The organism is Bacteroides sp. AF25-5LB, assembly GCF_003602965.1.
GTDB lineage: Bacteria > Bacteroidota > Bacteroidia > Bacteroidales > Bacteroidaceae > Bacteroides > Bacteroides uniformis.
This window is the reverse complement of record NZ_QTMC01000006.1, coordinates 170048-195455: the sequence shown is the minus strand read 5'-3', so window position 1 is coordinate 195455 and position 25408 is coordinate 170048. Positions and strand designations below refer to the sequence as shown.

Below are 25408 nucleotides of genomic sequence, written 5' to 3'. Positions count from 1 at the left end.
TTATATCAAACAGCTCATCTGTTGTGTATTATTCAACCTTTTCTGTAAAGGTGTAAGTTCAAAGCTTGTTTTTGTCACTTTTATACTGCAGTAATGGCATAAAGATAAACATTCTCTTTTCTCAATCAATAAAATACTGTAACTTTGTCGTCCGATTTTTAAAATGATTGAACTGATTATGGCAGCAAAACCAAGTATTCCGAAAGGAACCCGTGACTTCTCGCCCGTAGAAATGGCGAAGCGTAACTATATATTCAATACGATTCGTGAAGTGTATCACCTCTATGGCTTCCAGCAGATAGAAACGCCCTCAATGGAAATGCTTTCTACCTTGATGGGGAAGTATGGTGAGGAAGGTGACAAGCTCTTGTTCAAAATACAGAATTCTGGTGATTATTTCTCCGGACTTACGGACGAAGAACTGTTGAGCCGTAATGCAGTGAAGCTTGCCAGTAAGTTCTGCGAGAAAGGTTTGCGCTATGACCTCACAGTACCTTTTGCCCGTTACGTGGTGATGCACCGCGATGAAATAACTTTCCCTTTCAAACGTTATCAGATACAACCCGTGTGGCGTGCCGACCGTCCGCAGAAAGGGCGTTATCGTGAATTCTATCAATGCGATGCCGACGTGGTAGGCAGCGATTCCTTGCTGAGCGAAGTGGAACTGATGCAGATTGTAGATACGGTATTTACCCGCTTCGGCATCCGTGTTTGTATCAAGATTAACAACCGCAAGATATTGAGTGGCATTGCCGAAATCATCGGTGAGTCTGACAAGATTGTGGATATTACTGTGGCCATCGATAAGTTGGATAAGATAGGTCTAGATAATGTCAATGCCGAGTTGAAAGAGAAAGGCATCAGTGACGAGGCTATCGCTAAACTGCAACCTATCATTTTGTTGAGCGGAAGTAATGAAGAGAAACTCGCAACTCTGAAGGAGGTCCTTGCTGCCAGCGAGACTGGACTGAAAGGTGTGGAGGAAAGTGAATTTATCCTTTCCACTTTGAAGAATCTCGGCTTAAAGAATGAAATCGAGTTGGACTTGACATTGGCTCGTGGCTTGAATTACTATACCGGCGCCATCTTCGAAGTAAAGGCGCTTGATGTGCAAATCGGCAGTATCACCGGTGGAGGACGTTACGACAATTTGACGGGTGTATTCGGCATGTCCGGTGTCAGTGGTGTAGGCATCTCGTTCGGTGCAGACCGCATCTTTGATGTGCTGAATCAGCTCGACCTTTATCCGAAAGAAGCAGTGAATGGTACTCAGCTGTTGTTTATCAACTTTGGTGAGAAAGAAGCTGCATTCTCCATGAATGTACTTGCCGGGGTTCGTGCGGCAGGTATTCGTGCCGAGATTTTTCCCGATGCAAGCAAGATGAAGAAGCAGATGGGGTATGCGAACTCTAAAGCCATTCCGTTTGTGGCTTTGGTAGGGGAGAATGAGATGAATGAGGGTAAGGTGACATTGAAAAACATGGAGACCGGTGAGCAGAAAATGGTCACTCCCCAAGAGTTGGTTAGCGAACTGAAATAATAAAAACTGAAATACATTTAAAAAGGAGCATAAAGTTGCTCCTTTTTTTGTATATTTATGGCACGAATATAAGTATTTGTAATAGTGGCGTAGGAGAAATGAAACATCCTGCATTTATCTTTGTACTGACAAAAAAGGAGGTTCTTATGGTTTCTGTTGAGCTTAAGCAAGAAAAACACAATGCCCTCGTCAGTTTCCTGATGATTGTCATAGCGGTATTGTTCCTGCTCTATATGGGCAGTTCATTAGTGCATTCTACAAAAGCGTTCTGGGAAAATTATTCCATAGAAGAGCTGCTGGAATAGAAGGAATTCAAGTCAAATCACTACCTTTGTCGGCAAAACATACTGCCGATGATACTTTATTTTACCGCAACCGGAAACTCACACTGGATTGCAGAATTGCTTGCAGAGGCTACGCATGATACTGCCGTCAGCATTGTTGATTGCCTTAAGCAAGGCCTGATACCCGCAGAGCTGTCAAAAGCTGACAGAGTGGGTATTGTTTTTCCGGTGCACTCATGGTATGCCCCCCGTGTCTTGATTGATTTTTTGTCGCAGCTCCGGTTGCCGGACTGCCGTTATCGTTATGCCGTGTGTACATGCGGGGACGATGTGGGAAAGGGAATGAACCGTCTGGCGGAGCATTTTCCGTTGGATGCTGCTTGGTCTGTTGCAATGCCTAATACCTACGTACCGATGTTCGACTTGGACGATGAGGCGCTTTGTCGTAAGAAGATAGAGAATGCACGGCTTGCCATTACTTCAATTGTGGAGGATGTCATTGCACGGAAGAAGGCTTGGAACGTGCATGAAGGCGGTGCTGCCTGGCTGAAAACGTATGTAGTGAATCCTTTGTTTGTACGTTTCATCATTGGTAGCAAGGGATTTCATGTAGATGAAGGCTGTATCTCTTGCGGAATATGCAGTAAATCTTGTCCGGTAGGTAATATCCGGTTGGTGGATGGGCGTCCGGTGTGGGGAAAGCACTGCATTCATTGTATGGCTTGTTTGCATTTTTGCCCCCGGAAAGTGATACAGTATGGAAAAGCGACACAGAAGAAGGGAAGATACCGGTTGGGAGATTATCTTTGTCGCTTTACCACTCCCACATAAATCAGCAGAATAACATTCATTACCAGTGCGTAGATAATGGCAGGTATTGCAATAATGTCATTGTTGAATACAAACGGGCTACTGGCAACGGCAATTGCCTGTGCGGCATTTTGCATACCGATTTCTATAATGAGTGTACGTTGTTCTTTTCGGTTGAGGTACATGGACTTCGATAGCAGTACGCCGCCTCCTATAGCCAGCAGGATAAGAACGGAGATGCAGATTCCTAGTTTGCCGAATTGGTCGGTGATGGTGGAATGGTGCTGTATGAAGAAGATAGTCGCCAGCAGGATAAGTGCGGGAAAAGCTATCTTCGACAATGTCTTATGAATCCTTTCTGCCATTTGCGGACGGTAACGCTTTGTGAGTATACCGGCTACAATGGGAAGGAGCATCAGGGCCAGGTTCTGTATGATGAGGCTGCCTATAGGGAGATGGACGTCTATGTTCAGATTGTTGTCTACATAGTGTGTGGCGAATTCCATAATCATGGGGATGGTGAATAGTGTGATAATACTGCTGCATGCCGTCAGTGACACGGACAATGCTACGTCTCCTTCAGCTATCATGGAGAAGATGTTGGATGAACTGCCACCTGGCGAGCAGGCTATGAGCATGATGCCGATAAAAAACAAAGGTTCGAGCTGGAAGACATGTCCTAAAGCAAATGCCAGCGTCGGCAGTAGGATAATTTGACCTGCCAGTCCGGCAATGATGGGGCGGGGGCGTTTGCGGAACAGTTTAAAGTCTTCGGTTTGTAATGTCAGTCCCAGTTCAAACATCAATAAGGTAAGAATGGGGAGGACTATCCATATTGCATTCATAAGTCAAATCATTTTGGAGGCTGCAAAGATAGCAAATCTTGTTTATACTTTGTCATTTTGTCAGTCTTTGTCTGCCAAACAAACAGCTTGTCGGTTTGGCACGGTTTTCGTAAGTTGTTTATTGCTTGTTTAAAGCGAAATTACTATTATAATAAATGTATAACATATAAAACAAAAAGACTATGAACATTAAACCATTAGCAGACAGAGTGCTGATACTCCCTGCACCTGCAGAAGAAAAGACAATTGGCGGTATCATTATTCCTGATACAGCGAAAGAGAAACCTTTGAAAGGTGAAGTTATTGCAGTAGGCAACGGAACAAAAGACGAAGAAATGGTGTTGAAGGTTGGTGACACAGTGTTGTATGGCAAGTATGCTGGTACTGAACTGGAAGTTGAAGGAACCAAGTACCTCATCATGCGTCAAAGCGATGTGCTCGCTGTTTTGGGATAATTTTTAATTAGTAAACCGTTAAATAGTAAATAAAATTATGGCAAAAGAAATATTATTCAATATCGATGCCCGCGACCAATTGAAGAAAGGTATCGACACACTGGCAAATGCAGTGAAAGTAACCCTCGGCCCTAAAGGTCGTAACGTTATCATCGAAAAGAAATTCGGTGCTCCCCACATCACGAAAGATGGTGTAACGGTAGCTAAAGAAGTTGAGTTGGCAGACGCATATCAGAATACCGGCGCACAGCTGGTAAAGGAAGTTGCTTCCAAGACCGGTGATGATGCAGGTGATGGTACTACAACCGCTACTGTTTTGGCTCAGGCCATCGTCGCCGAAGGCTTGAAGAACGTGACTGCCGGTGCCAGCCCGATGGATATCAAACGCGGTATCGACAAGGCTGTTGCCAAAGTGGTTGATTCTATCAAAGGACAGGCAGAGAAAGTGGGTGACAATTATGACAAGATTGAACAAGTTGCTTCTGTTTCTGCCAACAATGACCCCGTTATCGGTAAGCTGATTGCAGACGCTATGCGCAAAGTTTCCAAAGACGGTGTCATCACTATCGAAGAGGCCAAGGGTACTGATACTACTATCGGTGTGGTTGAAGGTATGCAGTTCGACCGTGGCTACCTCTCTGCTTACTTCGTTACCAACACGGAGAAGATGGAGTGCGAAATGGAGAAACCGTACATCCTGATTTATGATAAAAAGATTTCCAACTTGAAGGACTTCCTGCCTATTCTTGAACCGGCAGTACAGACCGGTCGTCCTTTGCTGGTTATTGCAGAAGATGTGGATAGCGAAGCGCTGACAACTTTGGTTGTAAACCGTCTGCGTTCTCAGTTGAAGATTTGTGCAGTGAAGGCTCCGGGCTTCGGTGACCGTCGCAAGGAAATGTTGGAAGATATTGCAGTGCTGACCGGTGGTGTTGTCATCAGCGAGGAAAAAGGTCTGAAGCTGGAACAAGCTACTATCGAAATGTTGGGTACTGCCGACAAGGTAACTGTTTCCAAGGATAATACAACTATTGTAAACGGTGCCGGTGATAAAGAAAACATCAAGGAACGTTGCGAGCAAATCAAGGCTCAGATTGTATCTACGAAATCTGATTATGACAAGGAAAAACTGCAGGAACGTCTGGCCAAGTTGTCTGGCGGTGTAGCTGTTCTTTATGTAGGTGCTGCTTCTGAGGTTGAAATGAAGGAAAAGAAAGACCGTGTAGACGATGCGCTTCGTGCTACCCGTGCCGCTATCGAAGAAGGTATTGTTCCAGGTGGTGGTGTAGCCTATATCCGTGCATTGGATGCTCTGGAAGGCTTTAAGGGTGACAATGTAGATGAAACAACCGGTATTGACATCATCAAACGTGCTATTGAAGAACCGTTGCGCCAGATTGTTGCCAACGCTGGTAAAGAAGGTGCTGTTGTTGTACAGAAAGTGCGTGAAGGCAAGGCAGACTTTGGTTACAATGCTCGTACAGATGTTTATGAAAACCTGCATGCAGCTGGTGTGGTAGATCCTGCCAAGGTTACTCGTGTGGCTCTTGAGAATGCCGCTTCTATTGCAGGCATGTTCTTGACTACAGAATGTGTAATCGTAGAGAAGAAAGAGGATAAGCCCGAAATGCCGATGGGTGCTCCCGGAATGGGCGGCATGGGTGGAATGATGTAAGACTTTTCCCCTGATTGCTTAATCAAATAGAAGAACCGCAGTGTCTTTTTGATAGATACTGCGGTTTTTTGTTTCATTTTCCTTCTTGATTATCAATAAAAAGAGTGTAATATTACAAAAGTGTTGCAAAAACGGTTCATTTTTATATCTTTTGTTCGTTTTTGTTGTTAGTTAAATAAAAAATCATATCTTTACCCTTTGTAAAGATAACCTAATCAACAAGAGCTATTAACCTTTTTAATTAAAGAGAAAAATGAACAAAAGCGAAATTGGACTAAATGCTGGGAAAGTTTGGCAGTTGCTTAGCGATTATACCAGATGGAGCTACGATTCTTTAAAGAGGAAGTCCAGACTGAAGGACAAGGAATTGGGAGCCGCATTGGGGTGGCTTGCCCGTGAGGACAAGATTGAAATTCATCAGGAAGAAGATGAACTTTATGTTTCACTAGGGGTAAATGTTTATATCGGATAAAGGGAACCGAGTGAATGGATTGATTGAGGGGCACAGATTTCATAGTGCGGAAGCATTTTCTGCCGGGGGGATGAAATCTGTGCTCCTTTGTTTTTTCATGTTGCAGAATATTCTTTCCTTTGCACATTCTTTTCAATGAACAAAAACAGAATGACTATGAGAAGTTTTGCTTCAGACAATAATTCAGGCGTACATCCGCTGGTAATGGAGGCGCTGAACCGGGCCAACCGTGACCATGCTGTTGGTTATGGGGATGATCCTTGGACAGAGGAGGCTGTCCGTAAAATAAGGGAAGCGTTTACGCCGGATTGCGAACCGTTGTTCGTATTCAACGGTACGGGCAGTAATGCGGTGGCTTTGCAGCTGTGTACCCGCCCTTATAATTCCATTATTTGTGCAGAGACTGCACATATCTATGTCGATGAATGCGGTGCGCCTGCCCGCATGACAGGTTGTCAGATTCGTCCTATAGCTACCCCTGACGGCAAGCTGACGCCCGATTTAGTCCGTCCTTATTTGTGCCATTTCGGCGAACAGCATCATTCGCAGCCCGGAGCCATCTATATTTCGCAATGTTCGGAGCTGGGCACTGTCTATAAGCCAGACGAATTGCGGGCTTTGACGGATTTGGCCCATCGGCATGGCATGTATGTCCATATGGACGGAGCCCGTCTGGCAAATGCTTGTGCAGCCTTGAATCTTGGCTTTAGGGAACTGACAGTGGATTGCGGGATAGATATCCTCAGTTTCGGTGGTACGAAAAATGGACTGATGTTGGGAGAAAGCGTGGTTGTCTTTAACCCAGCCTTAAAGAAGGAAGCTTATTTTGTGCGCAAGCAGTCGGCACAGCTCGCATCCAAGCTCCGCTATCTGTCCTGCCAGTTCACTGCTTACCTGACGGACAGCCTTTGGCTGAAAAATGCCGCGCATGCCAATCGTATGGCAAAGATTCTTTACGACGGATTGAAGGAGTTGCCAGGTGTGCATTTTACGCAGAAGGTGGAAAGTAACCAGCTTTTCCTTACGATGCCCCGTCCGGTGATTGACGAGCTGTTGAAGGAGTATTTCTTCTACTTCTGGGATGAGGCCATCCACGAAATCCGTTTTGTAACCTCTTTTGATACTACGGAAGAAGATATCGAGCAATTGCTGCAATCGGTAAAAAGGCTTCTCTGAAATATATAAAAGCTCCTAACCTTCACAGGCTGGGAGCTTACTTCGAAACTTTCCCCTCTTGGGGGTAGGGGAAGGTTTACTGAAAACAAACCGATTGAATATTTACCTTAAATACCTTTGCACGATAACTTTTTTAACTAACCTTTTCAATAAATCCTTGTTAGAGTATGCTTATATACCGATAGCCTCGCGGACCGGTACAAAAGTATAGCCTTTTCGTTTCAGCGTCTTAATCATCTTGTCCAGATAGCCATTATAGAACTTGTCTGTGCGGCGGTCGTCCGTTCCGAAGTGTATCAGCATTAGGTGTCCGTTCAGACCTTCTTTCTTTTCCACCTCCATAATCTTGTCGTAGATGAATTTGCTGCTCCGGTACTTCTGTCCCATGTCCGGAGTGGTGTAGTCGGCATTGCTCATGGTACCAGGGGTATAGTTGATGACTTGAATACCCATATTCTTTGCCCAGGCGGATATTTCCTTGTTATAGTATTCGTAAGGAGGAATATAGACGGGAGCGTCTTTGTATTCGATACTTGCCTTACGGAGGGTCTCGTAGCTTCTCATCATATCGTTCTCAAACTCTTCGCGGGTGACCAGCAGAGAATCACGGTCTTCCCAAGGCATGTACAACAGATGTCCGTAACTGTGGCTGCCTACAAAATGCCCTTCGTCGAGCAGGCGTTTCACTACATCGGGATAGAGTTCATAGAACTCTCCGGTAAAGAAGAAGCCACCTTTGATGCCATGCTTCTTCAAGGTGCTGATGATGGCATCGGCACCGTCTGCTTTGTCGGCGGCAGTGAATACGAGGGTGATTTGCTTTTTTGAGGGATCGGTGCGGATAATGCCTCCGTCCACATATACATTCTTGTCATTTGGGATACCGGCTTGCTTCATTCCATCCTTCTGCATGGCAGAGAGGTAGTACGTGAGGCAGGCGGTTCCGTCCATGGTAGGCTCATTGGTGGAATAGTCGTGGATGGCGTCGTGATATACCATCAGGTCTGGCTGGAAGCGTTCGTAGTCTTGTCCGGGAGTTCCGGGAATTCCCGTCATATTGACACCGCGCAGGCTTTCGAAGATGGTACGATAGACAGGACCGTCCACCAGTCCGCCGGTAGTATTGCCCACGCCTGCATTCAGCAGTGAGGAGTGGGGTTGCGAGGGATAGTCTCCGTAAAGGGGAAGTTCCACAATCATGCTGGTTCCCCAAGGGTTACAGCCGAACAGCCAGTCGCGCAGGGAGGCTTCCATTTCGGCGTATGTGTCATCGCCGGTGGTTTCACGGTACAGCCGGCATTGGGTTAGCATGGCGGTAGTCAGATTGTTGGAACACCAGATGTAGGGTATACCGTGCAGGAAGGGGCTTTCTACCGCTTTCTCGTACGTGCGTTCAATGCCCGTACGCATGTTGCGGATGAATTCCTTGCTGATGCGGCTGTTGTCCACTTTGGCAAGATGGTAGTGCCCCATGTTCATGAACGGATACCATTGGTAGTGGCGTGCACTGTCGGCGCCCATCCAAGGAGTCACCGGTTCGCGACGTCCGTATTCAAGGGCTTGGGCCAGGTATTTGTTGTCGCCGGTGGCTTTGTACAGTTCCATGGCTCCCAGTTCCATATCGTCCACCCAGTTGTCCTCTTCGTAAATGTAGGGAGACAAGACAGAGGCAGTCTGGCATGCTCCCGGTTTCTTTACGCCTTCCTGATAGGCGGCATCGGCCTTGGCTTCGATTTCTGCTGCAAATTTAGGATAGTAGTCTTTCAGTATCTTGGCGCCTAAAGCGAAGCAGGAGGCAAACTTGCCGGCAGTGCTTGCCACTCCGGTCGTTGCATTCTTGAACTCTCCACGTACTTGCGGTTCGCCACTGCAAAAGTAAACGGGGCGTCCCTTGCCCGGTCCGTAGCCGTAATCCACCAGGTCTTTGTTAGGTAGGCGCATTCCGGCATGGTCACGGTCGTCGGCTATCTGGTTGTACAGCTCGCCCGGAGCAGGATTCATCCGGTTCAGCCAGTCCAGTCCCCACTTGATTTCGTCCACGATGTCGGGAATGCCGTTGGCTCCCGGATGTCCGGCTGCATCATAGGCGTCACCGAATGATTCCGGATTTTCCTGATAGGCAAACATCATCTGGTAGATGGCATTGGCGGAGGTGGTGGTGTATTGCAGATAGTCCGTAGCATCGTGCCAGCCTCCGCGGACGTCTATATGTTGTCCGGTTTTGGTGGGATGATAGACGATGTAGCCGTCGTGCACGTGGCAGCTGTCTTTCAGGAACGGATTATAGCCGCAGCGTTGCTGCCGCATGTAGTGCAGCAGGTAGTCTGCGGTACCGTTGTAGACTTGTGCATTGATGGGGAAACGGGGGGAGACCGCTTTGCCTGCTTTCAGATAATACGTGCCCGGTTCTGTGAAATCACTGAAGTTCAACCGGTAGGTACTTTTCATGCCTCCCATCTTGCCGGTGGCTTTGGCTGTGTTGAAGGTACGCACCACCTTTCCGGTGAAAGCGTCAATCAATGAATAATTTCCTACGTTTGTTCCTTCCTCGCTCATGAATACAGCGACTTTGACGGATTGCGGCAAATAGCCGAGTTGGTTGATTCTGATCCATTCGCCTGCTTTGCCCGGCAGGGCTACGAGAGCGAATATTACCGTTAGGAGCCAATAATTACTTTTCATAATGGGGGTTTTTAATCTAAGGTTGGGGATTATATATAAAACAAATTTTCCTTATTACAAATAAAGTATTTTCTGTCAATTTTAGGAAGATTTAGGATGAATAATTAGACGATATTAGGTGTCGTTTACACTATTTTGGTGTTTTATAGACGTGAAATAAGTGTTTAGTTGAAACTAAATGTTTGTTTATCACGTAATTATTATGCTTGATGATGCTTTTTAATTTTCGTTTACCTATTTTAGTAATGCGTAAAACAAATTGGCGTGTTATTTGTTTTATGGTATTTAGACAATAAAACTAATAGACTATGGCTTATATTGATTACTATCAGGTCCTTGGAGTGGACAAAAAGGCATCTCAGGATGACATCAAGAAAGCGTTCCGCAAGTTGGCGCGCAAGTACCATCCTGACTTGAATCCGAACGATGCTACGGCCAAGGATAAGTTTCAGGCTATCAACGAGGCGAATGAGGTGCTGAGTGATCCTGAAAAGAGAAAGAAATATGATGAATATGGTGAACACTGGAAACATGCCGACGAGTTTGAGGCGCAGAAGCGGGCACAGCAGCAAGCTGGGGGCTTCGGGGAATTTGGCGGTGCCGGTTTTGGAGGTTCCGGTGCGGGATTTGGTACGGACGGAGGCGGTACGTATTGGTATTCTTCCGACGGTCAGGAATTTTCGGGCAGTAATGCCGGTGGTTTCTCAGACTTCTTCGAACAGATGTTCGGTCATCGTACGCGCGGCGGAGGCGGTGCCAATGCCGGTTTCCGCGGGCAGGATTATCATGCGGATTTGAACCTATCGCTTCGTGAGGCTGCGAAGACCCATAAACAGATATTGACGGTGAATGGTAAGCAAGTGCGTATTACCATTCCGGCCGGTGTGGCCAACGGACAGGTCATCAAACTGAAAGGCTATGGTGGCGAGGGTATCAACGGAGGTCCTGCTGGTGACTTGTACATCACGTTTGTGATTCCGGATGACTCGGTATTCAAGCGTTTGGGAGATGATTTGTATGTAGATGTGACCGTTGACCTTTATACAGCCCTGCTGGGTGGCGACCAGTTAGTGGATACTTTGGATGGTCAGGTGAAGCTGAAGGTGAAACCCGAAACCCAGAACGGGACTAAGGTACGTCTGAAGGGCAAGGGCTTTCCCGTATATAAGAAGGAGGGACAGTTTGGCGATCTCATCGTGACTTATTCCGTGAAGTTGCCGACGAATCTGACGGAACAGCAGAAAGAGATGTTCCGTAAAATTAAGGGTATGAACTAATGAAAGGAGAACGGAGTATGCAGAACGAATGGATTGTCATCAGCGAATATTGTGACAAGTGTCATATAGAGCCCACTTTTATTGATATGTTGTGCGAAAGTGGGCTGATAGATGTGGAGCAGGAAGGTGGAGAACGTTATCTTCCTTTCTCCGAGTTGCCGGATGTGGAACGGTACAGCCGTATGTACTACGACCTTTCTATCAATATGGAAGGGATTGATGCCATCCATCATCTGCTGGCAAGGATGGAAGAGATGCAGCGGGAGATACACTCGCTGCGCGGCAGGCTGAGGCTGCACGGAGAGTATTAATTTTCCTTTCGTCTCTTTGAGAGCTTTTGTCCCTTTAAGAAGGAGCAAGCAGGAAATTTTTCAGAAAAAACAAGCGGGCATCGGAGAGTTTAGCTACTCCGGTGCCCGCTATATTTGTCTTGTCAAGCAATGCGTTTATTTGCGGTAGCTTTCCAGCTCTTCTGCTTTGAACTTACGGATGAAGTTAAAGTGTTTTTCCACTTCGGCTTCTGCATAGTTCACATACACCAGAGCCGATTTGCCGAACAGTTCGGGAGCCTTTGTCGCATCCTGGATGATGAGATGCGACATGATACATACCGCAGCCATCTCATAGAGGCGACGTGCCACGAAGTCCAGCAATTCCTGATTCTGTGCCTCTTTCACCGCATTGGTGCAGGCTTCGAACTTGTTGGTCATCTCTTTGATGCGGTCCATCAACGGTTGCATTTCTTCGCTGCACGGCACTTGCTCGTAGTCGCGCAAGGTGGCAGAGTATGAGCCGTTTGTTACATAGCGGATAGCAGCTACGGTCTGCAACTGAGTAGTACCTTCGTAGATAGAAGTAATACGTGCATCACGATAGATACGTTGGCAAGCATACTCCAGCATGAAGCCCGAACCGCCGTGAATCTGAATACTGTCGTAAGCATTCTGATTGGCATATTCAGAGTTCATACCTTTGGCCAGCGGAGTGAAGGCGTCGGCAAGTTTGGCATACTTCTTTTGTTCCTGGCGTTCTTCCGGAGTCAGTTTACGTTCGCGGGCGATGTCGTCCAGCGCTTTGTAGATGTCCACGTAGCGGGAAGTCTGGTACAGCAAGGAACGTCCTGCATCCAACTTAGCTTTCATAATAGCCAGCATGTCATATACAGCAGGGAATTCGATGATGGCCTTGCCGAACTGCTTGCGGTCTTTGGCATAAGCCAGACCTTCGTTGTAGGCAGCTTGTGAAAGACCTACTGACTGTGCGGCAATACCCAGACGGGCACCGTTCATCAAAGCCATAACGTATTTAATCAAACCAAGCTTGCGGTCGCCGCAGAGCTCTGCCTTTGCATTCTTGTAAACCAGTTCGCAGGTGGGAGAGCCGTGGATACCCAGCTTGTTCTCGATGCGGCGCACGTCTACACCGCCTTCATTCTTGTCGTAGATGAACATGGACAAGCCACGTCCGTCTTTCGTTCCTTCTTCTGAACGTGCCAGTACGAGGTGGAGATTGGCATCACCGTTAGTGATGAAACGCTTCACACCGTTCAGGCGCCAGCAGTTGTTGGCCTCGTCATAGGTCGCTTTCAGCATTACGCTCTGTAAGTCGGAACCGGCATCCGGTTCTGTCAGGTCCATAGACATGGTTTCTCCGGCACAGACACGTGGTATAAAACGGCTGTGCTGGTCTTCGTTACCGAATTCGTAGAGCGTTTCGATGCAGTCTTGCAGTGACCAGATGTTACCGAAACCGGCATCGGCGGCGGCAACGATTTCCGCACACATGGTGTACGGAGTAATCGGGAAGTTCAAGCCACCGAAACGGCGCGGCATGGTCATACCGTTCAAGCCAGCTTTTACCATGGCGTCGAGGTTCTGCTTAGTGCCGCTGGCATATTCCACGCGGCCGTTGGCACAGTGGGGACCTTCTTCGTCCACGCCTTCGGCATTGGGAGCAATAATCTCTCCGGTAATCTCTCCGGTGATTTCAAGTACCTTGTCAAAAGAGTCCATAGCGTCCGCATAGTCCTGCGGAGCATAGTCATACTTGTCTTTGTCTTGGTAACCGCGTTCTTTCAGTTCGCAGATACGTTCCATCATCGAGTTGTTCAGATGATACTTCAATTCGGGAACTTCGGTATAAAAATTTGCCATAATTTCTTGGTTATTTAGGTATTCTGAAGTATAGGGGCATTGTGAATTTCACTCGCTTGGCCTCTCCGTCCTGATAGCCGGGCGACCAACGGTAGACGTCGGCAATGGCCTTGAAAGCACGTATGGCTTCTTTATCGATGTCATAGCGCACGGACTGGAGGATTTTTGGATAGGTCATCTTGCCTTCTTCGTCTACAACAAACTGCAGGATTACCCTTCCTTCTGCCTTTTGCTTCCAGGCGTCTTCCGGATATTTGGTAACATTGGCCACCAGTTTCATGAGGTTCTCTATTCCTCCGGGGAAGGATGGAAATACGAAATACGGCTGATGTGCCATTTCAGTTCCGTGCTTGTCGAACATCTTTCCATCGGTGCACTGATTCTCTGAATAGTGTTCCTTTCTACGAAGTTTTCCATCGGGATAGTATTGCAGGAGTGTTCCGTCAAGTTTCCCATCACTGTAGCTCCGGGCCAGATGTATGGCACCGTCGGGATAATACACCATGGTTTGCCCCTCCAAGCGATTGTCTCTATATACTTCTGTCAGGCTGTCCTTGCCGTTTGCATAGAATGATGTATGCAAGCCTTCCCTTATCCTTTTGCGGGGATTGCTTTTGTATTCGGAGAAATGCCAGACATCCTTCTTTTGTCCTTCCAAAGCATACTCTTCCACCTTGATGCACTTTTTGTTTATCTTGGAAACAAGAGCATACCTGACTGCTTGGATGGAGTCGTCCGTCCATTGGTAATTCTTGTCCAACCAGAGTTTCTCTTGAGCGATAGCGGAAGATATACCTGAAAGAAGAACAAATATAAGAATCAGCCCTTTCATGATTACCTTTATTGTTATTTACTGTGTGATTTATAATATTTTATCATCTTCGGGATAACCTCTTCCACCGTACCGTTGATGACGTAGTCGGCAATCGTATTGATGGGAGCGTTCTCGTCATTGTTGATGGAGATGATAATACCACTTTCCTGCATACCGGCAATGTGCTGGATTTGTCCGCTGATGCCGCAAGCAATATACAGTTTGGGGCGGACAGTGACACCGGTCTGGCCAATCTGGCGGTCATGGTCGGCATAACCGGCATCGACGGCAGCACGGCTGGCGCCTACCTCAGCATGGAGTTCTTTGGCAAGCTCGAACAACATGTCAAAACCTTCCTTGCTTCCCATGCCGTAGCCTCCGGCAATCACGATGGGAGCGCCTTTCAGGTTATGTTTTGCCTTTTCTACGTGGCGGTCGATGACTTTTACCACATAGTCCGTCTCGGGCACGTACTTGGCAACGTCGTGGTTGATGACTTCGCCCTTATAGTCAGCGTCCAGTATCTCTTTCTTCATCACACCTTCGCGAACGGTTGCCATCTGCGGGCGGTGTTCGGGATTCACAATCGTGGCAACGATGTTACCGCCGAATGCGGGACGGATTTGATACAGCAGGTTCTCGTAGGTCTTACCTTCCTTCTTGTCTTCGTGGTTGCCGATTTCCAGTGAGGTACAGTCGGCGGTCAGTCCGCTGGTCAAAGCGGAAGAAACGCGCGGACCGAGGTCGCGACCGATAACGGTGGCGCCCATCAGACAGATTTGCGGCTTTTCTTCTTTGAACAAGTTGATGAGGACAGAGGAGTGGGGAAGGGAAGTATAGGGGAACAAGCCCGGAGCGTCGAATACGTGGAGTTTGTCTACTCCGTAGGGTAATACTTGCTTTTCAATGCCTGCCAGATTGCTTCCGGCAGCAACTGCCTCCAGTTGGCAGCCCAACTGATTGGCTAATTTACGACCTTTGGTCAAGAGTTCGAGACTGACGTCGGCAACTGTTGTGCCTTCTATCTCTAAATATACAACTACATTATTCATAATCTTATCCTATCGTATGGTTGGCTAACAGTTCAACAATCAAATCTTCCACATCCTTGTCGCTGCCCGTCAGCGTTTTGCTTTCTTTGGCTTGGAATGAGATGTTCTGAATGGTCTTCACCTTGGTAGGCGAGCCGCTCAGACCGCATTGTGCAAGGTCGCCGTTCACGTCGGCAACGCTCCATTCCGTGATGTTCAGATAGGGATATTTCTCGTAGAGGTCGGCGTAGGCAAGCTCAGCGCCTTCCTTGGTGATGGCAGCTTTTTCCTGGGCACCGAGGGCGCGTTTGTACTTCTGCACCAGTTTGGCATTGCGTGGGCGGCAGGGGGCGGCACTTCCGTTTACGGTGATGACGATGGGCAGGGGAGCCTCAACGGTTTCCACACCACCGTCGATATGACGTTTCACGGTGATCTTCTTGGCAGCTTTGTCCACGTTCAGAATCTCTTCTGCGTAGGTCACTTGCGTCAGTCCCAGTTTTTCGGCAACTTGCGGACCTACTTGGGCGGTATCACCGTCGATGGCCTGGCGTCCGCCGATGATGACGTCATAGTCGCCTATCTTCTTGATGGCTGTGGCAAGGGCATACGAAGTGGCAAGTGTATCGGCACCTGCAAAAGCGCGGTCAGTCAGCAGATAGCCGTTGTCGGCACCACGGTAAAGTCCTTCACGAATAACTTCGGCTGCACGTCCCGGTCCCATGGTCAGGATGGTAACGGTGGAGCCCGGATGTTCATCTTTCAGTCGGAGAGCCTGTTCAAGAGCGTTCAGATCCTCGGGGTTGAAGATGGCAGGGAGTGCCGCGCGGTTGATGGTTCCGTCGGCTTTCATGGCATCTTTCCCAACGTTGCGTGTGTCGGGAACTTGTTTTGCCAATACAACAATTTTCAAACTCATGCTATTAATTATTAGTATTAGTATTTCTTTGTATGTCAGTGCCGGGAATAGGAGTAGTAGAATCCTGCTACTGAAATTGGCCGGTTAACTCATTATCAGCCTGCAAATTTACGGAAAGAGTTGGGTTTGACAAGAAAATGGGGTGAAAAATGCACAAGTTGAGGGATTTTGCGCAAATATCAGTTGGCTCTATATCTGTAAAAAAGGTAATAAAACCGGTAATTTATCTACCTTTCCGTTCCCGTTTCCTCTGTACTTTTGCAGCGTCCGGATGAGGCCTGCACGACGGGCGGCATCGGATAAACAAGTATCGCTACTTAAATGCTATTATAGAATATGTATATTGAAAAAGTAAATTCCCCTGCTGACGTGAAAAAGTTATCAGTCAGCGAAATGAACGGATTGGGTGGAGAAATCCGCCAGGTGTTGTTAAACAAGTTGAGCTCCCACGGAGGACACGTAGGTCCCAACCTGGGAATGGTAGAAGCCACCATAGCCCTGCATTACGTGTTCGATTCACCAACGGACAAGATAGTTTATGACGTGTCCCATCAAAGTTATACCCATAAGATATTGACAGGCCGCCGGGCAGCGTTTATGAATGCGGACGAGTATGACGAAGTCTCCGGATATTCCGAACCGTCGGAAAGCGAGCACGACTTCTTCGTCATCGGGCATACCTCTACCTCCGTCAGTCTGGCAAGCGGGCTTGCCAAGGCGCGTGACTTGAAGGGGGAGACGGGTAATGTGATTGCCGTCATCGGCGATGGCTCGCTAAGTGGTGGCGAAGCCTTCGAAGGATTGAATGTAGGTGCCGAACTGGGCACGAACTTCATCGTCATTGTCAACGACAACCAGATGTCCATTGCCGAGAATCATGGCGGGCTATACCGCAATCTGCAACAGTTGCGCGAAACGGAGGGTCAGGCTCCCTGCAACTATTTTAAGGCAATGGGATATGATTATCTCTATGTGAAGGATGGCAATGACGTGGAGCAATTGATAGAGGCTTTCCGTGAAGTGAAGGACAAGAAGCATCCGGTTGTGGTACATATCAATACCTTGAAAGGTAAGGGATACAAATTGGCGGAAGAGCAGAAAGAACGTTTCCATTACAGTGTTCCGTTCGACCTTGAGACCGGCAATCTGACCGGTGAGCCTGGGAAGGGTGAAGACTATGCCGACCTTACCGCCGGTTATCTGTTGCAGGAGATGAAGAAAGACCCGACTGTGGTGGGTATCACCGCAGGTACACCTACGGTATTTGGCTTTACACCGGAGCGCCGCAAAGAGGCAGGGCGGCAGTTCATTGATATGGGCATTGCCGAAGAGCAGGCTGTTGCCATGGCTTCTGCCATTGCTGCCGGAGGTGGAAAACCGGTATTCGGGGTTTACAGCACCTTTATCCAGCGCGCCTACGACCAGTTGTCCCAGGATCTTTGCATCAACAATAATCCTGCACTGATTCTTGTCTTCTGGGGAAGCTTGTCGAGTATGAATGACGTTACCCATCTTTGTCTTTTCGATATTCCGGTTATCGGCAATATTCCGAATATGGTTTATCTGGCACCTACTTGCCGTGAGGAGTATATGGCAATGCTGGAGTGGGGCATCCGTCAGACGGAACATCCGGTTGCCATTCGCGTGCCGGCCAATGGGGTTGTCCGCAGGAATGTAGAACCAGAGAAGGATTACGGCAAGACGCTGAACCGTTATGAGGTGTCCCATCGTGGAGAGAAGGTCGCCATATTGGGACTGAGCTCTTTCTATCAGTTGGGCGAAGCTGTGGCTGCCCGGTTGAAGGAAGAGAAAGGAGTGGATGCCACGCTTGTCAATCCCCGCTACATCACGGGTGTGGACGAGGCTTTGCTCGATGACCTGAAGCTCGACCATACACTGGTCATTACTCTTGAGGACGGAGTGCTGGACGGTGGCTTTGGCGAGAAGATTGCCCGTTACTACGGTCCGTCGGATATGAAGGTACTGAACTATGGTGTGAAGAAAGAGTTTATCGACCGTTACGATGTGGAGGAACTGTTGAAGAAGAACCGGTTGACGGTTCCGCAGATTGTGGAAGATATCTGTAGGATTTGTTAAGAATTGAAAAAGGAGATGCAGTTTGATGCATCTCCTTCTTTTATTTATTTAATACCCAGTTTCTTGGCAATATCCTTAGGTAGTGCATCCTTGTGCACAATGATGTTCATTGTTTTATAGCGCACGAAAGCTTTGGAAGCATACCACAAACCTTTGTACTTTCCGGCTTCACCCCAAGAGTTCTTTACCATATAGTATTCGTTGCCTTCCTGGTCTTTGGCTATACCGTAAATCAGCATACCGTGGTCGTCAGTAGTTTCCCAGTTGTCGTATGCCAGCTGGCGCTCTTCTTGTGTGCACCACTTCTGCGGTTGAGGCTTGCTGTTCAGTTTCTTTTCTTCGGGTTTCATTTTCAGCCAGTGTGCCATGTCCGAACCGCTCAGTTCTTGCACCTTTTCTGCATCGGGCATTACGGCTATACCGTCGCGTGTGAAGCCTTGTTCGCTTACGTCACTACCCCATGCAATGGTGTAACCCTTATTGATAGCGTTGTCAAACACTTCCATCAACTCGTCGATAGGCAAGTTGTAGGAAGAAGCCCAACGCCAGTTGTCTTGTATTTCTAGGACGAACGGCTGGTAGAAGGGATGGTGGGTATAGGAAGTCAGTGAGATATAGTCATCTGCATTCAGTCCGGTAGATTCATAGAAAGACTTCGGAGTATATTCCTTGCCTTTGTAGGTGAACTTCTCGGGACGTTCGCCCAGATAAATATCGTGGATAGCGGTAATGGCTTTCTTCCAGAGCGGGTTCTTGTCTTGGTCTGTTTGCAGGCTGCGGTGTTTTCCCTTGGCAATGGCTACCACTACGGCATCAGATACGGCTGTCAATTCGGTGTGGTTGCTCAGCGTATCGCCATACATAACGCCCGGACGCATTTCCTCTTCGGGCACCAGACCGAAAGTTTTCATACCATAAATTACATCGTAGAACGAACCGCCTTGTGAGAACGAAACGTCACCATGTGTACGCACTGCCTTGTCGGCACGGTCCAGATAGGTGTTGTGTACGATAAACATTTCAGAAAAGTCGTATTCGCCTTTGCCCATGCGGAGCAGTTCGGATTCGATGAATGCCAATCCGGAATAGCACCAGCATGTACCGGCGCGGTTCTGGTTCTTAACAGAAGTGATCGGATTTTCTTTTACGGTCGTAAAGATGAAACCTTCCTCTTTCGGAGTGTCTTGTGCTATTGTGTTTAAACTTAATAAACCCAATGCAGCCATCAGTATTGATTTCTTCATCATAATTAAAATGTTATAGATTTATTGTTGCAACTGCAAATATAGGTAGAATATCGTAAACAAAAGCTATCTTTGAAGCGTTAATTCCGACACTTATGGAGAAAATAATACATATTGATGACCGTAGCGGTCTTGTTTTGGAGGGTGGCGGTATGCGCGGCGTCTTCACTTGCGGTGTGCTCGACAACTTTATGGATCGTGGCATTCGCTTTCCCTATACCATCGGCGTCAGTGCCGGAGCTTGCAACGGACTTTCCTATATGTCCGGTCAGCGCGGGCGTGCCAAGTACAGCAATATCGACTTGTTGGAAAAATACAATTACATCGGATTGAAGTATCTGTTGAAGAAGCGGAATATCATGGATTTCGACTTGTTGTTCCAGGAGTTTCCGGAACACATACTTCCCTACGACTACGAGGCATACTTTCATTGCCCCGAACGCTATGTGATGGTAACTACCAATTGCGAGACGGGCGAAGCGAACTATTTTGAGGAGAAGCGGAGTAAAGAGCGCGTCATTGATATTGTGCGTGCTTCGAGCAGTCTGCCGTTTGTCTGTCCCGTTACCTATGTGGACAACACCCCGATGCTGGATGGAGGTATTGTGGACAGTATCCCTTTGATGCGTGCCCGTCAGGATGGATTTACCAATAATGTGGTAGTATTGACGCGCAATCATGGATACCGTAAGGAAATTCAGGGAACGAAGGTTCCACCTTTTATATATAAGAAATATCCGCTATTGCGTGAAGCTATCAATCGCCGCAGCATTGTCTATAATCAACAGTTGGAGCAGGTGGAACGGATGGAAGCCGCCGGGGAAATTATTGTTATCCGTCCACAGAAGCCGGTAGTGGTAGACCGCATCGAGCGTGACATCAAGAAGCTGACGGAGCTTTATGAAGAAGGATACTGGTGTGCGGAACAGTTTGTTTTTTGAGAAGTATAGATTTATTTTCCTGAGGTTATTATTGTTTACTAATAGATAAATGGTGAGGCATTAATAACTTTTTTGAGTAAATTGGCATTATATATAAATCCTTAAAATATCTGTATTAAAGAGTCGTGTAGGATTGATTCTAGCACGACTCTTATATTTACTGTTGCATGAGAGGAGTATTATTAATATCCGGGGTTCTGCGTAAGATTTTTATTTAAGTTGAGTACATCGATAGGAATTGGAAATACTGTTGTGTATCCGTTGGCATCGTATACCCAGTCTCCTGCAGAATTGGCATGCGGTACGCCTGGATACTTATCATCTGTAGCCTCAGTGTAGGTACCAAAACGGATTTGATCTTCTCTCCGAACAGGCTCCCACATTAATTCAAGAGCACGTTCATCAAGTAAGTCTTGTAATGTAAGGGTTTCTCTTGGTTGGGCATTCACCCGATTACGAACTTCATTTACCAGTGTAAGTGCTTCTGAAATATTCCCTAGACGATATTGTGCTTCTGCTGCGAGTAGTAGCGCATCCGCATATCGGTATACCACAAAATCTGCATTAGTATAATGAGCCCACATTGTGTTTTTGTCGGTTTTATTAAGCTCCAGTTTTTTTACTCTAGCTCCAGCCCATTTCACTATATATAATCCTTTAGGGTCAGAGTATGAAGTTACGTCATAATCAATACGGGCTTGGAATGGTAAATAGGTTCCATAAGGATTATAAGATTCGGAAACTTGTGAGGCAATTCTTTTTCCGTCAACATACACATCTCCATAGAAAAAGCTCATGTCCCAACGTGGATCTGTTGCTGAATAGTCAGCAGTTTCTGTCGCTTCGTCATAGGTCGCACCAAATATTTTAACAGCTTCTATTGTTGCTATTGGACCGTTCCCACCATTAAATCCCATAGCAGCAGAATGTGCATAATGCAATGAGTACCAATGTAAATTTTGACTAAGGCGGTAAGTGTCTGTATCATTAGGACGAATAAAAATATTTTCAATAGAACCTTCGTTGCCTACAAGGAAATTAGATTTAAAGTTATCAGCTAGTGCATATCCTAATTCTTTAATACGTTGTTTGCAGTATATAACAGTTTCCCAGGCGTTACGTGTAGTTCCTTCAAGAGTGATTGTTATATTCTTTCCGGCATTTGTAATATAGGATTCTACTGCGTTAATTCCTCCAGTGAAGGAGCCATCGTTCCAATCTTCTTTTGAAAAGATTGGTGCATTGATAGCTAGTTTTGCCATCATCATATAACCGACAGCCTTTGTGATACGCCCATAGTATTGGCTGTTTGAATCTGCGGACTTTGCTTCAGGTAGGTGTGGTATGATATCGGTTAATTCATCACGTAAAAAATCATAAACTTGAGTACGATTTGGCTGCTTTACGTCTGCCACTTTGGTATCTGAGGAAACTATAATAGGTACCCTGCCAAAAAGATTTATTGCATGATAATAATAAAATGCTCTACAAGCTCTAATTTCATATTGATAGTCTTTGAGATAATCTTCTCCTCCCTTATCTATCATATCTTGTAAGTCTTCATAAGCAGAATTACATAAACTAATCTGTTTGTAAATGTCATTCCAAGTTGCTAAAAATGCCGCATAAGATGGTGACCAACTGTGTAAGAAAGCATTCTGATGGAAACCGCCATCTACCCAGTCACCTTGACGACCGGGCAACATTGCTAAATCCGATGTGAATTCTGATAAAAAGGAGTAAGGGTATGTACGAAACTCAAAGCAGGTTCCTTGTAATCCCATTCCTGAATATATAGCAGCAACAGAATTGATATATACTAATGTGGGATTACTTAATGCGTCCTCTTTTTGGAATTTGTCATAGGCAACTTCGTCAAGAAAATCAGAACAACTGCTTAGTAATAGTATTGCTATTGTCACTAAACCTAATATTTTTTTCTTCATGGCTTTCTATTTTTATGTTTAGAAACTAAGAATTAACTGAATAGTATATGTTCTATTAATAGGATAGATATTACGAGAATCAACTCCACCTTGAAAACTTGCTGAGTTAATCATTGGAGTTAGTCCGGAATAACCAGTAATGGTAGCTACATTATTACATGAAAGTGCTATGCGAGCATTGGAAAAGACTTTGAATACTTTGGTGGGAATGTTGTATCCCAATGTTATATATTCAATGTTTACATAATCTCCTTTTTCAAGCCAATATGAAGTATGTACAATATCATAGATACCTAAGTCAGGGGCTGTCTTAAGTACATTATATGAAGGAAATAAGTTTAAGTTATTATAATTAAGATGGGTTGCGTTATAAATTTTATGTCCAAATGCGCCATTGAATTGGACAGACAGGTCGAATTGCTTATATCGTAACTGTGCATTAAGATTCATGTTGACTTTTGGTACAACTTGACCAAGTATCTCTCTATCTCCAGAATCTGAGTGGTCAATGGTTCCATCACCGTCTAGATCTTTAAATTTATATGTTTTCTTTCCATCTGAAGCTTGATTGAAGCCATCGTGTACTGGTAAACGGAAAATACCAACGGGATAACCTTCTGCCATATAAGTAACAGCTGTGTTTGCGGTAAGCCCTGAACCACCTGCACTTGATACTACTACCCAGTCTGTGGTAGTTAATGCTTCACCATTATATGCTCCTGAAAGTGATATTAATTTATTTTTTAAGAATGATACATTACCTGATAAATTGAGTCCCCATTTTTTATTTTTGATTACTTCTCCTGAAATGGAAAATTCAAATCCTTTATTAACCATTTCTCCCATATTGGCAAGTAAGGTGGGGTATGTAAATGGCGGAACAGATACATTATATGTATACAGTAAATCTTTAGTTGTTGAATGGAAGTAATCCATCGTTCCACGTAAACGACCATTGAACATTGTAAAGTCCAATCCAATATCAAAAGTATATTTTGTTTCCCATTTTAAATCGGGATTAGCATTGGAAGCTACAGCATAAGTTACTACTGACTGATTGTTGTAAGATGAAATTCCATTTGGAGATAAGACTTGTAAAGAGTTGAGTGGTGAAATAGCATCTTGATTACCTGTAACTCCATAACCGGCACGTAGTTTAAGTGTAGAAAATATTTTTTGCTTTTTCATGAATTCTTCATTACTGATAATCCATGCGGCAGATGCGGAAGGGAAAAATCCCCATTTATGGTTAGCTCCAAGTTTAGATGAACCATCTGTACGTGCATTCACTGTTATTACATATTTATTGTCAAACATATAGTTGAGGCGTGCCATATAAGATAAAAGTGTGTTCTTTTGAGCCCCTGATGATGCATTTCCATAACTTAATAGGGCACCGGCTGCAAGATTATTATATTTAAAGTAGTTGGTATCAAACCCTTCTGTATATACAGAACTATTGAATGTATAGTAGGATTGACCTTCTACTAGAGCTAAAGCATTAATTGCATGTTTGTTAAATTCTTTTGAGTAATTTGCTTGTATATTACCCATCCAATCTTTGCCATGTCGATTGCTGACCTGAGCACGTCCACGATTACCTCTATAAGCATATACATCATTGGGGTAATATGCTTTATTATTTGCGTTTACATACATAAATGAGCCAAAAGCGCTTAATGATAATCCATCGATTATCTTATATGTTGCTCTTGCACTGGCATTAATGCGTGTGCTTTCATTTTTCAAATCGTATTCCATTATTTCTCCTGGATGTACAACCATTGATGAAACATTGTTGTCAATGTCCCATATACCAGTTTCTGGATTTCTTTCAGATGGATATGTTGGATTATAAACGGCAGCGCTTGACCAAACATTGGAACCTGGCTTGGATTCACGGTAAATAGCAGATAAATTAAATTCAAGACTCAATTTATTATTTAGACCATGTAAGTTTGAGTTGAAACGTCCGTAATACGTGGTATTACCAGTATTACGTACTGATCCGGTTCTGTCATTTATACCAAATGTGGCACGCATGCTTCCTTTTTTTGTTGCTTGTGTAAGAGAGACTGTATGATTATTTTGGGTATATACAGAATTTTGTACCCAATCCATCCAGTTGGTACTTGCACCTAAATCTTTTCCTACTCCAGAAAATAAAGTTTGATTGACATGCCTCCATTCGTCAGGTGATAACATTTGTAATTGTTTATATGCATGGCTGATACCGAATTGGCCATTATATGTGATATTGGAAACTCCTTCTTTTCCTTTAGCTGTAGTTACAACAATTACGCCTGCTGCACCGCGTGAACCATATTGGGCTGTTTCAGAAGCGTCTTTTAAAACTGTAACTTCTTCAATATCTTGGGCTGCAATTGTATTTAACATCTCTAGGGATCCGAAGACTCCATCTATGATTACTAATGGATCATTACCTCCTGATAAAGAAGATGTTCCACGAATGCGGACAGTCGGTTCAGCATTAACATTCCCACCGTCTTGAGAAATAACCATACCAGGAACTTTGCCTCTGATGGCATCAATAGGAGTAGCAATATAACCAAGATTCATATCTTTTGCCGTAACACGATCTACTGCTCCTGATACAGATCGTTTATTACCGACAGCATAACCGATAACTACTACTTCATCCAGAGCTTTACTGTCTTCCACGAGGGTTATATTAATTTTTTTTCTACCAGCAATAGCTACTTCTTGGGTTATGCAACCTACGTAAGAAAAAACAAGAGTAGCATCACTGTTTGTGTTGATTGTGTAATTTCCATTAAGGTCGGTGATAACTCCTTGGGTGGTTCCCTTAACTAATATGCTAACACCTATAATAGGCTCATCATCTGTTCCAATAACAGTTCCTGTCACACTGATTTGTTGAGCTAATATGGAATTGGAATAAAGTATGAATAAAAATGTTATCCATATGAATTTTGGGGTAAATATATGTGTTTTCATAATCACATTTTCTAGTTAATCAAAAGTTTGTTATGTGGGCTGTCCTTTTTATAAGGATAGCCCAGCTT

At 45.4% G+C, this 25408-nt stretch carries 20 protein-coding genes; 11 read left to right on the top strand and 9 right to left on the bottom strand.

Annotated features, from left to right (window positions below):
- Nucleotides 1–178: 178 nt before the first annotated feature.
- The 3 genes from hisS to DWY57_RS09190 all read left to right on the top strand — a co-directional run bounded on the left by hisS (nucleotide 179) and on the right by DWY57_RS09190 (nucleotide 2655).
- Entirely contained in the window at nucleotides 179–1540 is a 1362-nt protein-coding gene (gene hisS, locus DWY57_RS09200) for a histidine--tRNA ligase (RefSeq protein WP_117601592.1), read from the top strand.
- Between the two features lie 146 nt (nucleotides 1541–1686).
- On the top strand, nucleotides 1687–1845 hold the full coding sequence (locus DWY57_RS20875) for a hypothetical protein (protein ID WP_165491391.1): 159 nt from the start codon (nucleotides 1687–1689) through the stop codon (nucleotides 1843–1845).
- Nucleotides 1846–1893: 48 nt separating this feature from the next.
- The gene (locus DWY57_RS09190; RefSeq protein WP_117601579.1) at nucleotides 1894–2655 is read left to right on the top strand and encodes an EFR1 family ferrodoxin; all 762 of its coding nucleotides are present in this window, start codon (nucleotides 1894–1896) and stop codon (nucleotides 2653–2655) included.
- Here the strand turns inward: DWY57_RS09190 and DWY57_RS09185 are convergent.
- A complete protein-coding gene (locus tag DWY57_RS09185; protein WP_119961639.1) occupies nucleotides 2625–3479 on the bottom strand; it encodes a bile acid:sodium symporter family protein in 855 nt (284 codons plus the stop codon). The genes DWY57_RS09190 and DWY57_RS09185 overlap by 31 nt on opposite strands.
- A gap of 182 nt (nucleotides 3480–3661) precedes the next feature.
- On the opposite strand from DWY57_RS09185, the gene DWY57_RS09180 reads away from it, so the two are divergent.
- From DWY57_RS09180 to DWY57_RS09165, 4 genes are all read left to right on the top strand, one after another.
- Complete coding sequence (locus tag DWY57_RS09180; RefSeq protein ID WP_004290132.1) at nucleotides 3662–3934, top strand: co-chaperone GroES; 273 nt, start codon at nucleotides 3662–3664, stop codon at nucleotides 3932–3934.
- 37 nt (nucleotides 3935–3971) lie between these two features.
- Nucleotides 3972–5609, top strand: coding sequence for a chaperonin GroEL (groL, locus tag DWY57_RS09175; protein ID WP_016273163.1), 1638 nt, complete (start codon nucleotides 3972–3974; stop codon nucleotides 5607–5609).
- Between the two features lie 253 nt (nucleotides 5610–5862).
- Entirely contained in the window at nucleotides 5863–6081 is a 219-nt protein-coding gene (locus DWY57_RS09170) for a winged helix-turn-helix domain-containing protein (protein ID WP_117601577.1), read from the top strand.
- A gap of 156 nt (nucleotides 6082–6237) precedes the next feature.
- Nucleotides 6238–7257, top strand: coding sequence for a low specificity L-threonine aldolase (locus tag DWY57_RS09165; protein ID WP_117601576.1), 1020 nt, complete (start codon nucleotides 6238–6240; stop codon nucleotides 7255–7257).
- 171 nt (nucleotides 7258–7428) lie between these two features.
- On the opposite strand, the gene DWY57_RS09160 is transcribed toward DWY57_RS09165, so the two are convergent.
- Nucleotides 7429–9939 carry a glycoside hydrolase family 9 protein gene (locus DWY57_RS09160; protein ID WP_117601575.1) on the bottom strand — a complete coding sequence of 837 codons (2511 nt, stop codon included), beginning with the start codon at nucleotides 9937–9939 and terminating at the stop codon, nucleotides 7429–7431.
- A 308-nt stretch (nucleotides 9940–10247) separates the two neighbouring features.
- On the opposite strand from DWY57_RS09160, the gene DWY57_RS09155 reads away from it, so the two are divergent.
- Both DWY57_RS09155 and DWY57_RS09150 read left to right on the top strand, forming a co-directional pair.
- Nucleotides 10248–11216: a J domain-containing protein gene (locus DWY57_RS09155; RefSeq protein ID WP_119961638.1), complete on the top strand. Its 969-nt coding sequence runs from the start codon at nucleotides 10248–10250 to the stop codon at nucleotides 11214–11216.
- Between the two features lie 17 nt (nucleotides 11217–11233).
- Nucleotides 11234–11527 carry a chaperone modulator CbpM gene (locus DWY57_RS09150; protein WP_009036538.1) on the top strand — a complete coding sequence of 98 codons (294 nt, stop codon included), beginning with the start codon at nucleotides 11234–11236 and terminating at the stop codon, nucleotides 11525–11527.
- 135 nt (nucleotides 11528–11662) lie between these two features.
- Here DWY57_RS09150 and DWY57_RS09145 read toward each other — a convergent pair whose 3' ends face one another.
- From DWY57_RS09145 to DWY57_RS09130, 4 genes are read right to left on the bottom strand one after another with little or no spacing between them, the layout of a single operon-like run.
- Nucleotides 11663–13369: an acyl-CoA dehydrogenase family protein gene (locus tag DWY57_RS09145; protein ID WP_005826256.1), complete on the bottom strand. Its 1707-nt coding sequence runs from the start codon at nucleotides 13367–13369 to the stop codon at nucleotides 11663–11665.
- A gap of 10 nt (nucleotides 13370–13379) precedes the next feature.
- Nucleotides 13380–14201, bottom strand: a complete 822-nt coding sequence (locus DWY57_RS09140; RefSeq protein ID WP_117601572.1) for an energy transducer TonB — start codon at nucleotides 14199–14201, stop codon at nucleotides 13380–13382.
- A gap of 14 nt (nucleotides 14202–14215) precedes the next feature.
- Nucleotides 14216–15235 (bottom strand): electron transfer flavoprotein subunit alpha/FixB family protein, encoded by a 1020-nt coding sequence (locus DWY57_RS09135; RefSeq protein WP_117965122.1) that lies wholly within the window; start codon nucleotides 15233–15235, stop codon nucleotides 14216–14218.
- Between the two features lie 4 nt (nucleotides 15236–15239).
- A complete protein-coding gene (locus DWY57_RS09130) occupies nucleotides 15240–16133 on the bottom strand; it encodes an electron transfer flavoprotein subunit beta/FixA family protein (RefSeq protein ID WP_117601570.1) in 894 nt (297 codons plus the stop codon).
- A gap of 336 nt (nucleotides 16134–16469) precedes the next feature.
- Between DWY57_RS09130 and DWY57_RS09125 the strand changes: the two genes are divergently transcribed.
- Nucleotides 16470–18230, top strand: a complete 1761-nt coding sequence (locus DWY57_RS09125) for a 1-deoxy-D-xylulose-5-phosphate synthase (RefSeq protein ID WP_119961637.1) — start codon at nucleotides 16470–16472, stop codon at nucleotides 18228–18230.
- A gap of 44 nt (nucleotides 18231–18274) precedes the next feature.
- Here DWY57_RS09125 and DWY57_RS09120 read toward each other — a convergent pair whose 3' ends face one another.
- The gene (locus DWY57_RS09120) at nucleotides 18275–19474 is read right to left on the bottom strand and encodes a C1 family peptidase (protein ID WP_119961650.1); all 1200 of its coding nucleotides are present in this window, start codon (nucleotides 19472–19474) and stop codon (nucleotides 18275–18277) included.
- A gap of 95 nt (nucleotides 19475–19569) precedes the next feature.
- On the opposite strand from DWY57_RS09120, the gene DWY57_RS09115 reads away from it, so the two are divergent.
- Nucleotides 19570–20415, top strand: a complete 846-nt coding sequence (locus DWY57_RS09115; RefSeq protein WP_119961636.1) for a patatin family protein — start codon at nucleotides 19570–19572, stop codon at nucleotides 20413–20415.
- A gap of 182 nt (nucleotides 20416–20597) precedes the next feature.
- On the opposite strand, the gene DWY57_RS09110 is transcribed toward DWY57_RS09115, so the two are convergent.
- Complete coding sequence (locus tag DWY57_RS09110; RefSeq protein ID WP_119961635.1) at nucleotides 20598–22361, bottom strand: RagB/SusD family nutrient uptake outer membrane protein; 1764 nt, start codon at nucleotides 22359–22361, stop codon at nucleotides 20598–20600.
- A gap of 18 nt (nucleotides 22362–22379) precedes the next feature.
- Entirely contained in the window at nucleotides 22380–25340 is a 2961-nt protein-coding gene (locus DWY57_RS09105) for a TonB-dependent receptor (protein WP_119961634.1), read from the bottom strand.
- Nucleotides 25341–25408: the final 68 nt, after the last annotated feature.

What these genes read in the sequence shown, in the direction of transcription:
- DWY57_RS09185 (WP_119961639.1), bottom strand. Translation starts at nt 3,479, where the DNA reads ATGAATGCAATATGGATAGTCCTCCCCATTCTTACCTTATTGATGTTT.
- DWY57_RS09120 (WP_119961650.1), bottom strand. Translation starts at nt 19,474, where the DNA reads ATGAAGAAATCAATACTGATGGCTGCATTGGGTTTATTAAGTTTAAAC.
- DWY57_RS09170 (WP_117601577.1), top strand. Translation starts at nt 5,863, where the DNA reads ATGAACAAAAGCGAAATTGGACTAAATGCTGGGAAAGTTTGGCAGTTG.
- DWY57_RS09130 (WP_117601570.1), bottom strand. Translation starts at nt 16,133, where the DNA reads ATGAGTTTGAAAATTGTTGTATTGGCAAAACAAGTTCCCGACACACGC.
- DWY57_RS09115 (WP_119961636.1), top strand. Translation starts at nt 19,570, where the DNA reads ATGGAGAAAATAATACATATTGATGACCGTAGCGGTCTTGTTTTGGAG.
- DWY57_RS09160 (WP_117601575.1), bottom strand. Translation starts at nt 9,939, where the DNA reads ATGAAAAGTAATTATTGGCTCCTAACGGTAATATTCGCTCTCGTAGCC.
- DWY57_RS09110 (WP_119961635.1), bottom strand. Translation starts at nt 22,361, where the DNA reads ATGAAGAAAAAAATATTAGGTTTAGTGACAATAGCAATACTATTACTA.
- DWY57_RS09165 (WP_117601576.1), top strand. Translation starts at nt 6,238, where the DNA reads ATGAGAAGTTTTGCTTCAGACAATAATTCAGGCGTACATCCGCTGGTA.
- DWY57_RS09180 (WP_004290132.1), top strand. Translation starts at nt 3,662, where the DNA reads ATGAACATTAAACCATTAGCAGACAGAGTGCTGATACTCCCTGCACCT.
- DWY57_RS09125 (WP_119961637.1), top strand. Translation starts at nt 16,470, where the DNA reads ATGTATATTGAAAAAGTAAATTCCCCTGCTGACGTGAAAAAGTTATCA.
- DWY57_RS20875 (WP_165491391.1), top strand. Translation starts at nt 1,687, where the DNA reads ATGGTTTCTGTTGAGCTTAAGCAAGAAAAACACAATGCCCTCGTCAGT.
- DWY57_RS09150 (WP_009036538.1), top strand. Translation starts at nt 11,234, where the DNA reads ATGCAGAACGAATGGATTGTCATCAGCGAATATTGTGACAAGTGTCAT.
- DWY57_RS09140 (WP_117601572.1), bottom strand. Translation starts at nt 14,201, where the DNA reads ATGAAAGGGCTGATTCTTATATTTGTTCTTCTTTCAGGTATATCTTCC.
- DWY57_RS09105 (WP_119961634.1), bottom strand. Translation starts at nt 25,340, where the DNA reads ATGAAAACACATATATTTACCCCAAAATTCATATGGATAACATTTTTA.
- DWY57_RS09155 (WP_119961638.1), top strand. Translation starts at nt 10,248, where the DNA reads ATGGCTTATATTGATTACTATCAGGTCCTTGGAGTGGACAAAAAGGCA.
- hisS (WP_117601592.1), top strand. Translation starts at nt 179, where the DNA reads ATGGCAGCAAAACCAAGTATTCCGAAAGGAACCCGTGACTTCTCGCCC.
- groL (WP_016273163.1), top strand. Translation starts at nt 3,972, where the DNA reads ATGGCAAAAGAAATATTATTCAATATCGATGCCCGCGACCAATTGAAG.
- DWY57_RS09135 (WP_117965122.1), bottom strand. Translation starts at nt 15,235, where the DNA reads ATGAATAATGTAGTTGTATATTTAGAGATAGAAGGCACAACAGTTGCC.
- DWY57_RS09190 (WP_117601579.1), top strand. Translation starts at nt 1,894, where the DNA reads ATGATACTTTATTTTACCGCAACCGGAAACTCACACTGGATTGCAGAA.
- DWY57_RS09145 (WP_005826256.1), bottom strand. Translation starts at nt 13,369, where the DNA reads ATGGCAAATTTTTATACCGAAGTTCCCGAATTGAAGTATCATCTGAAC.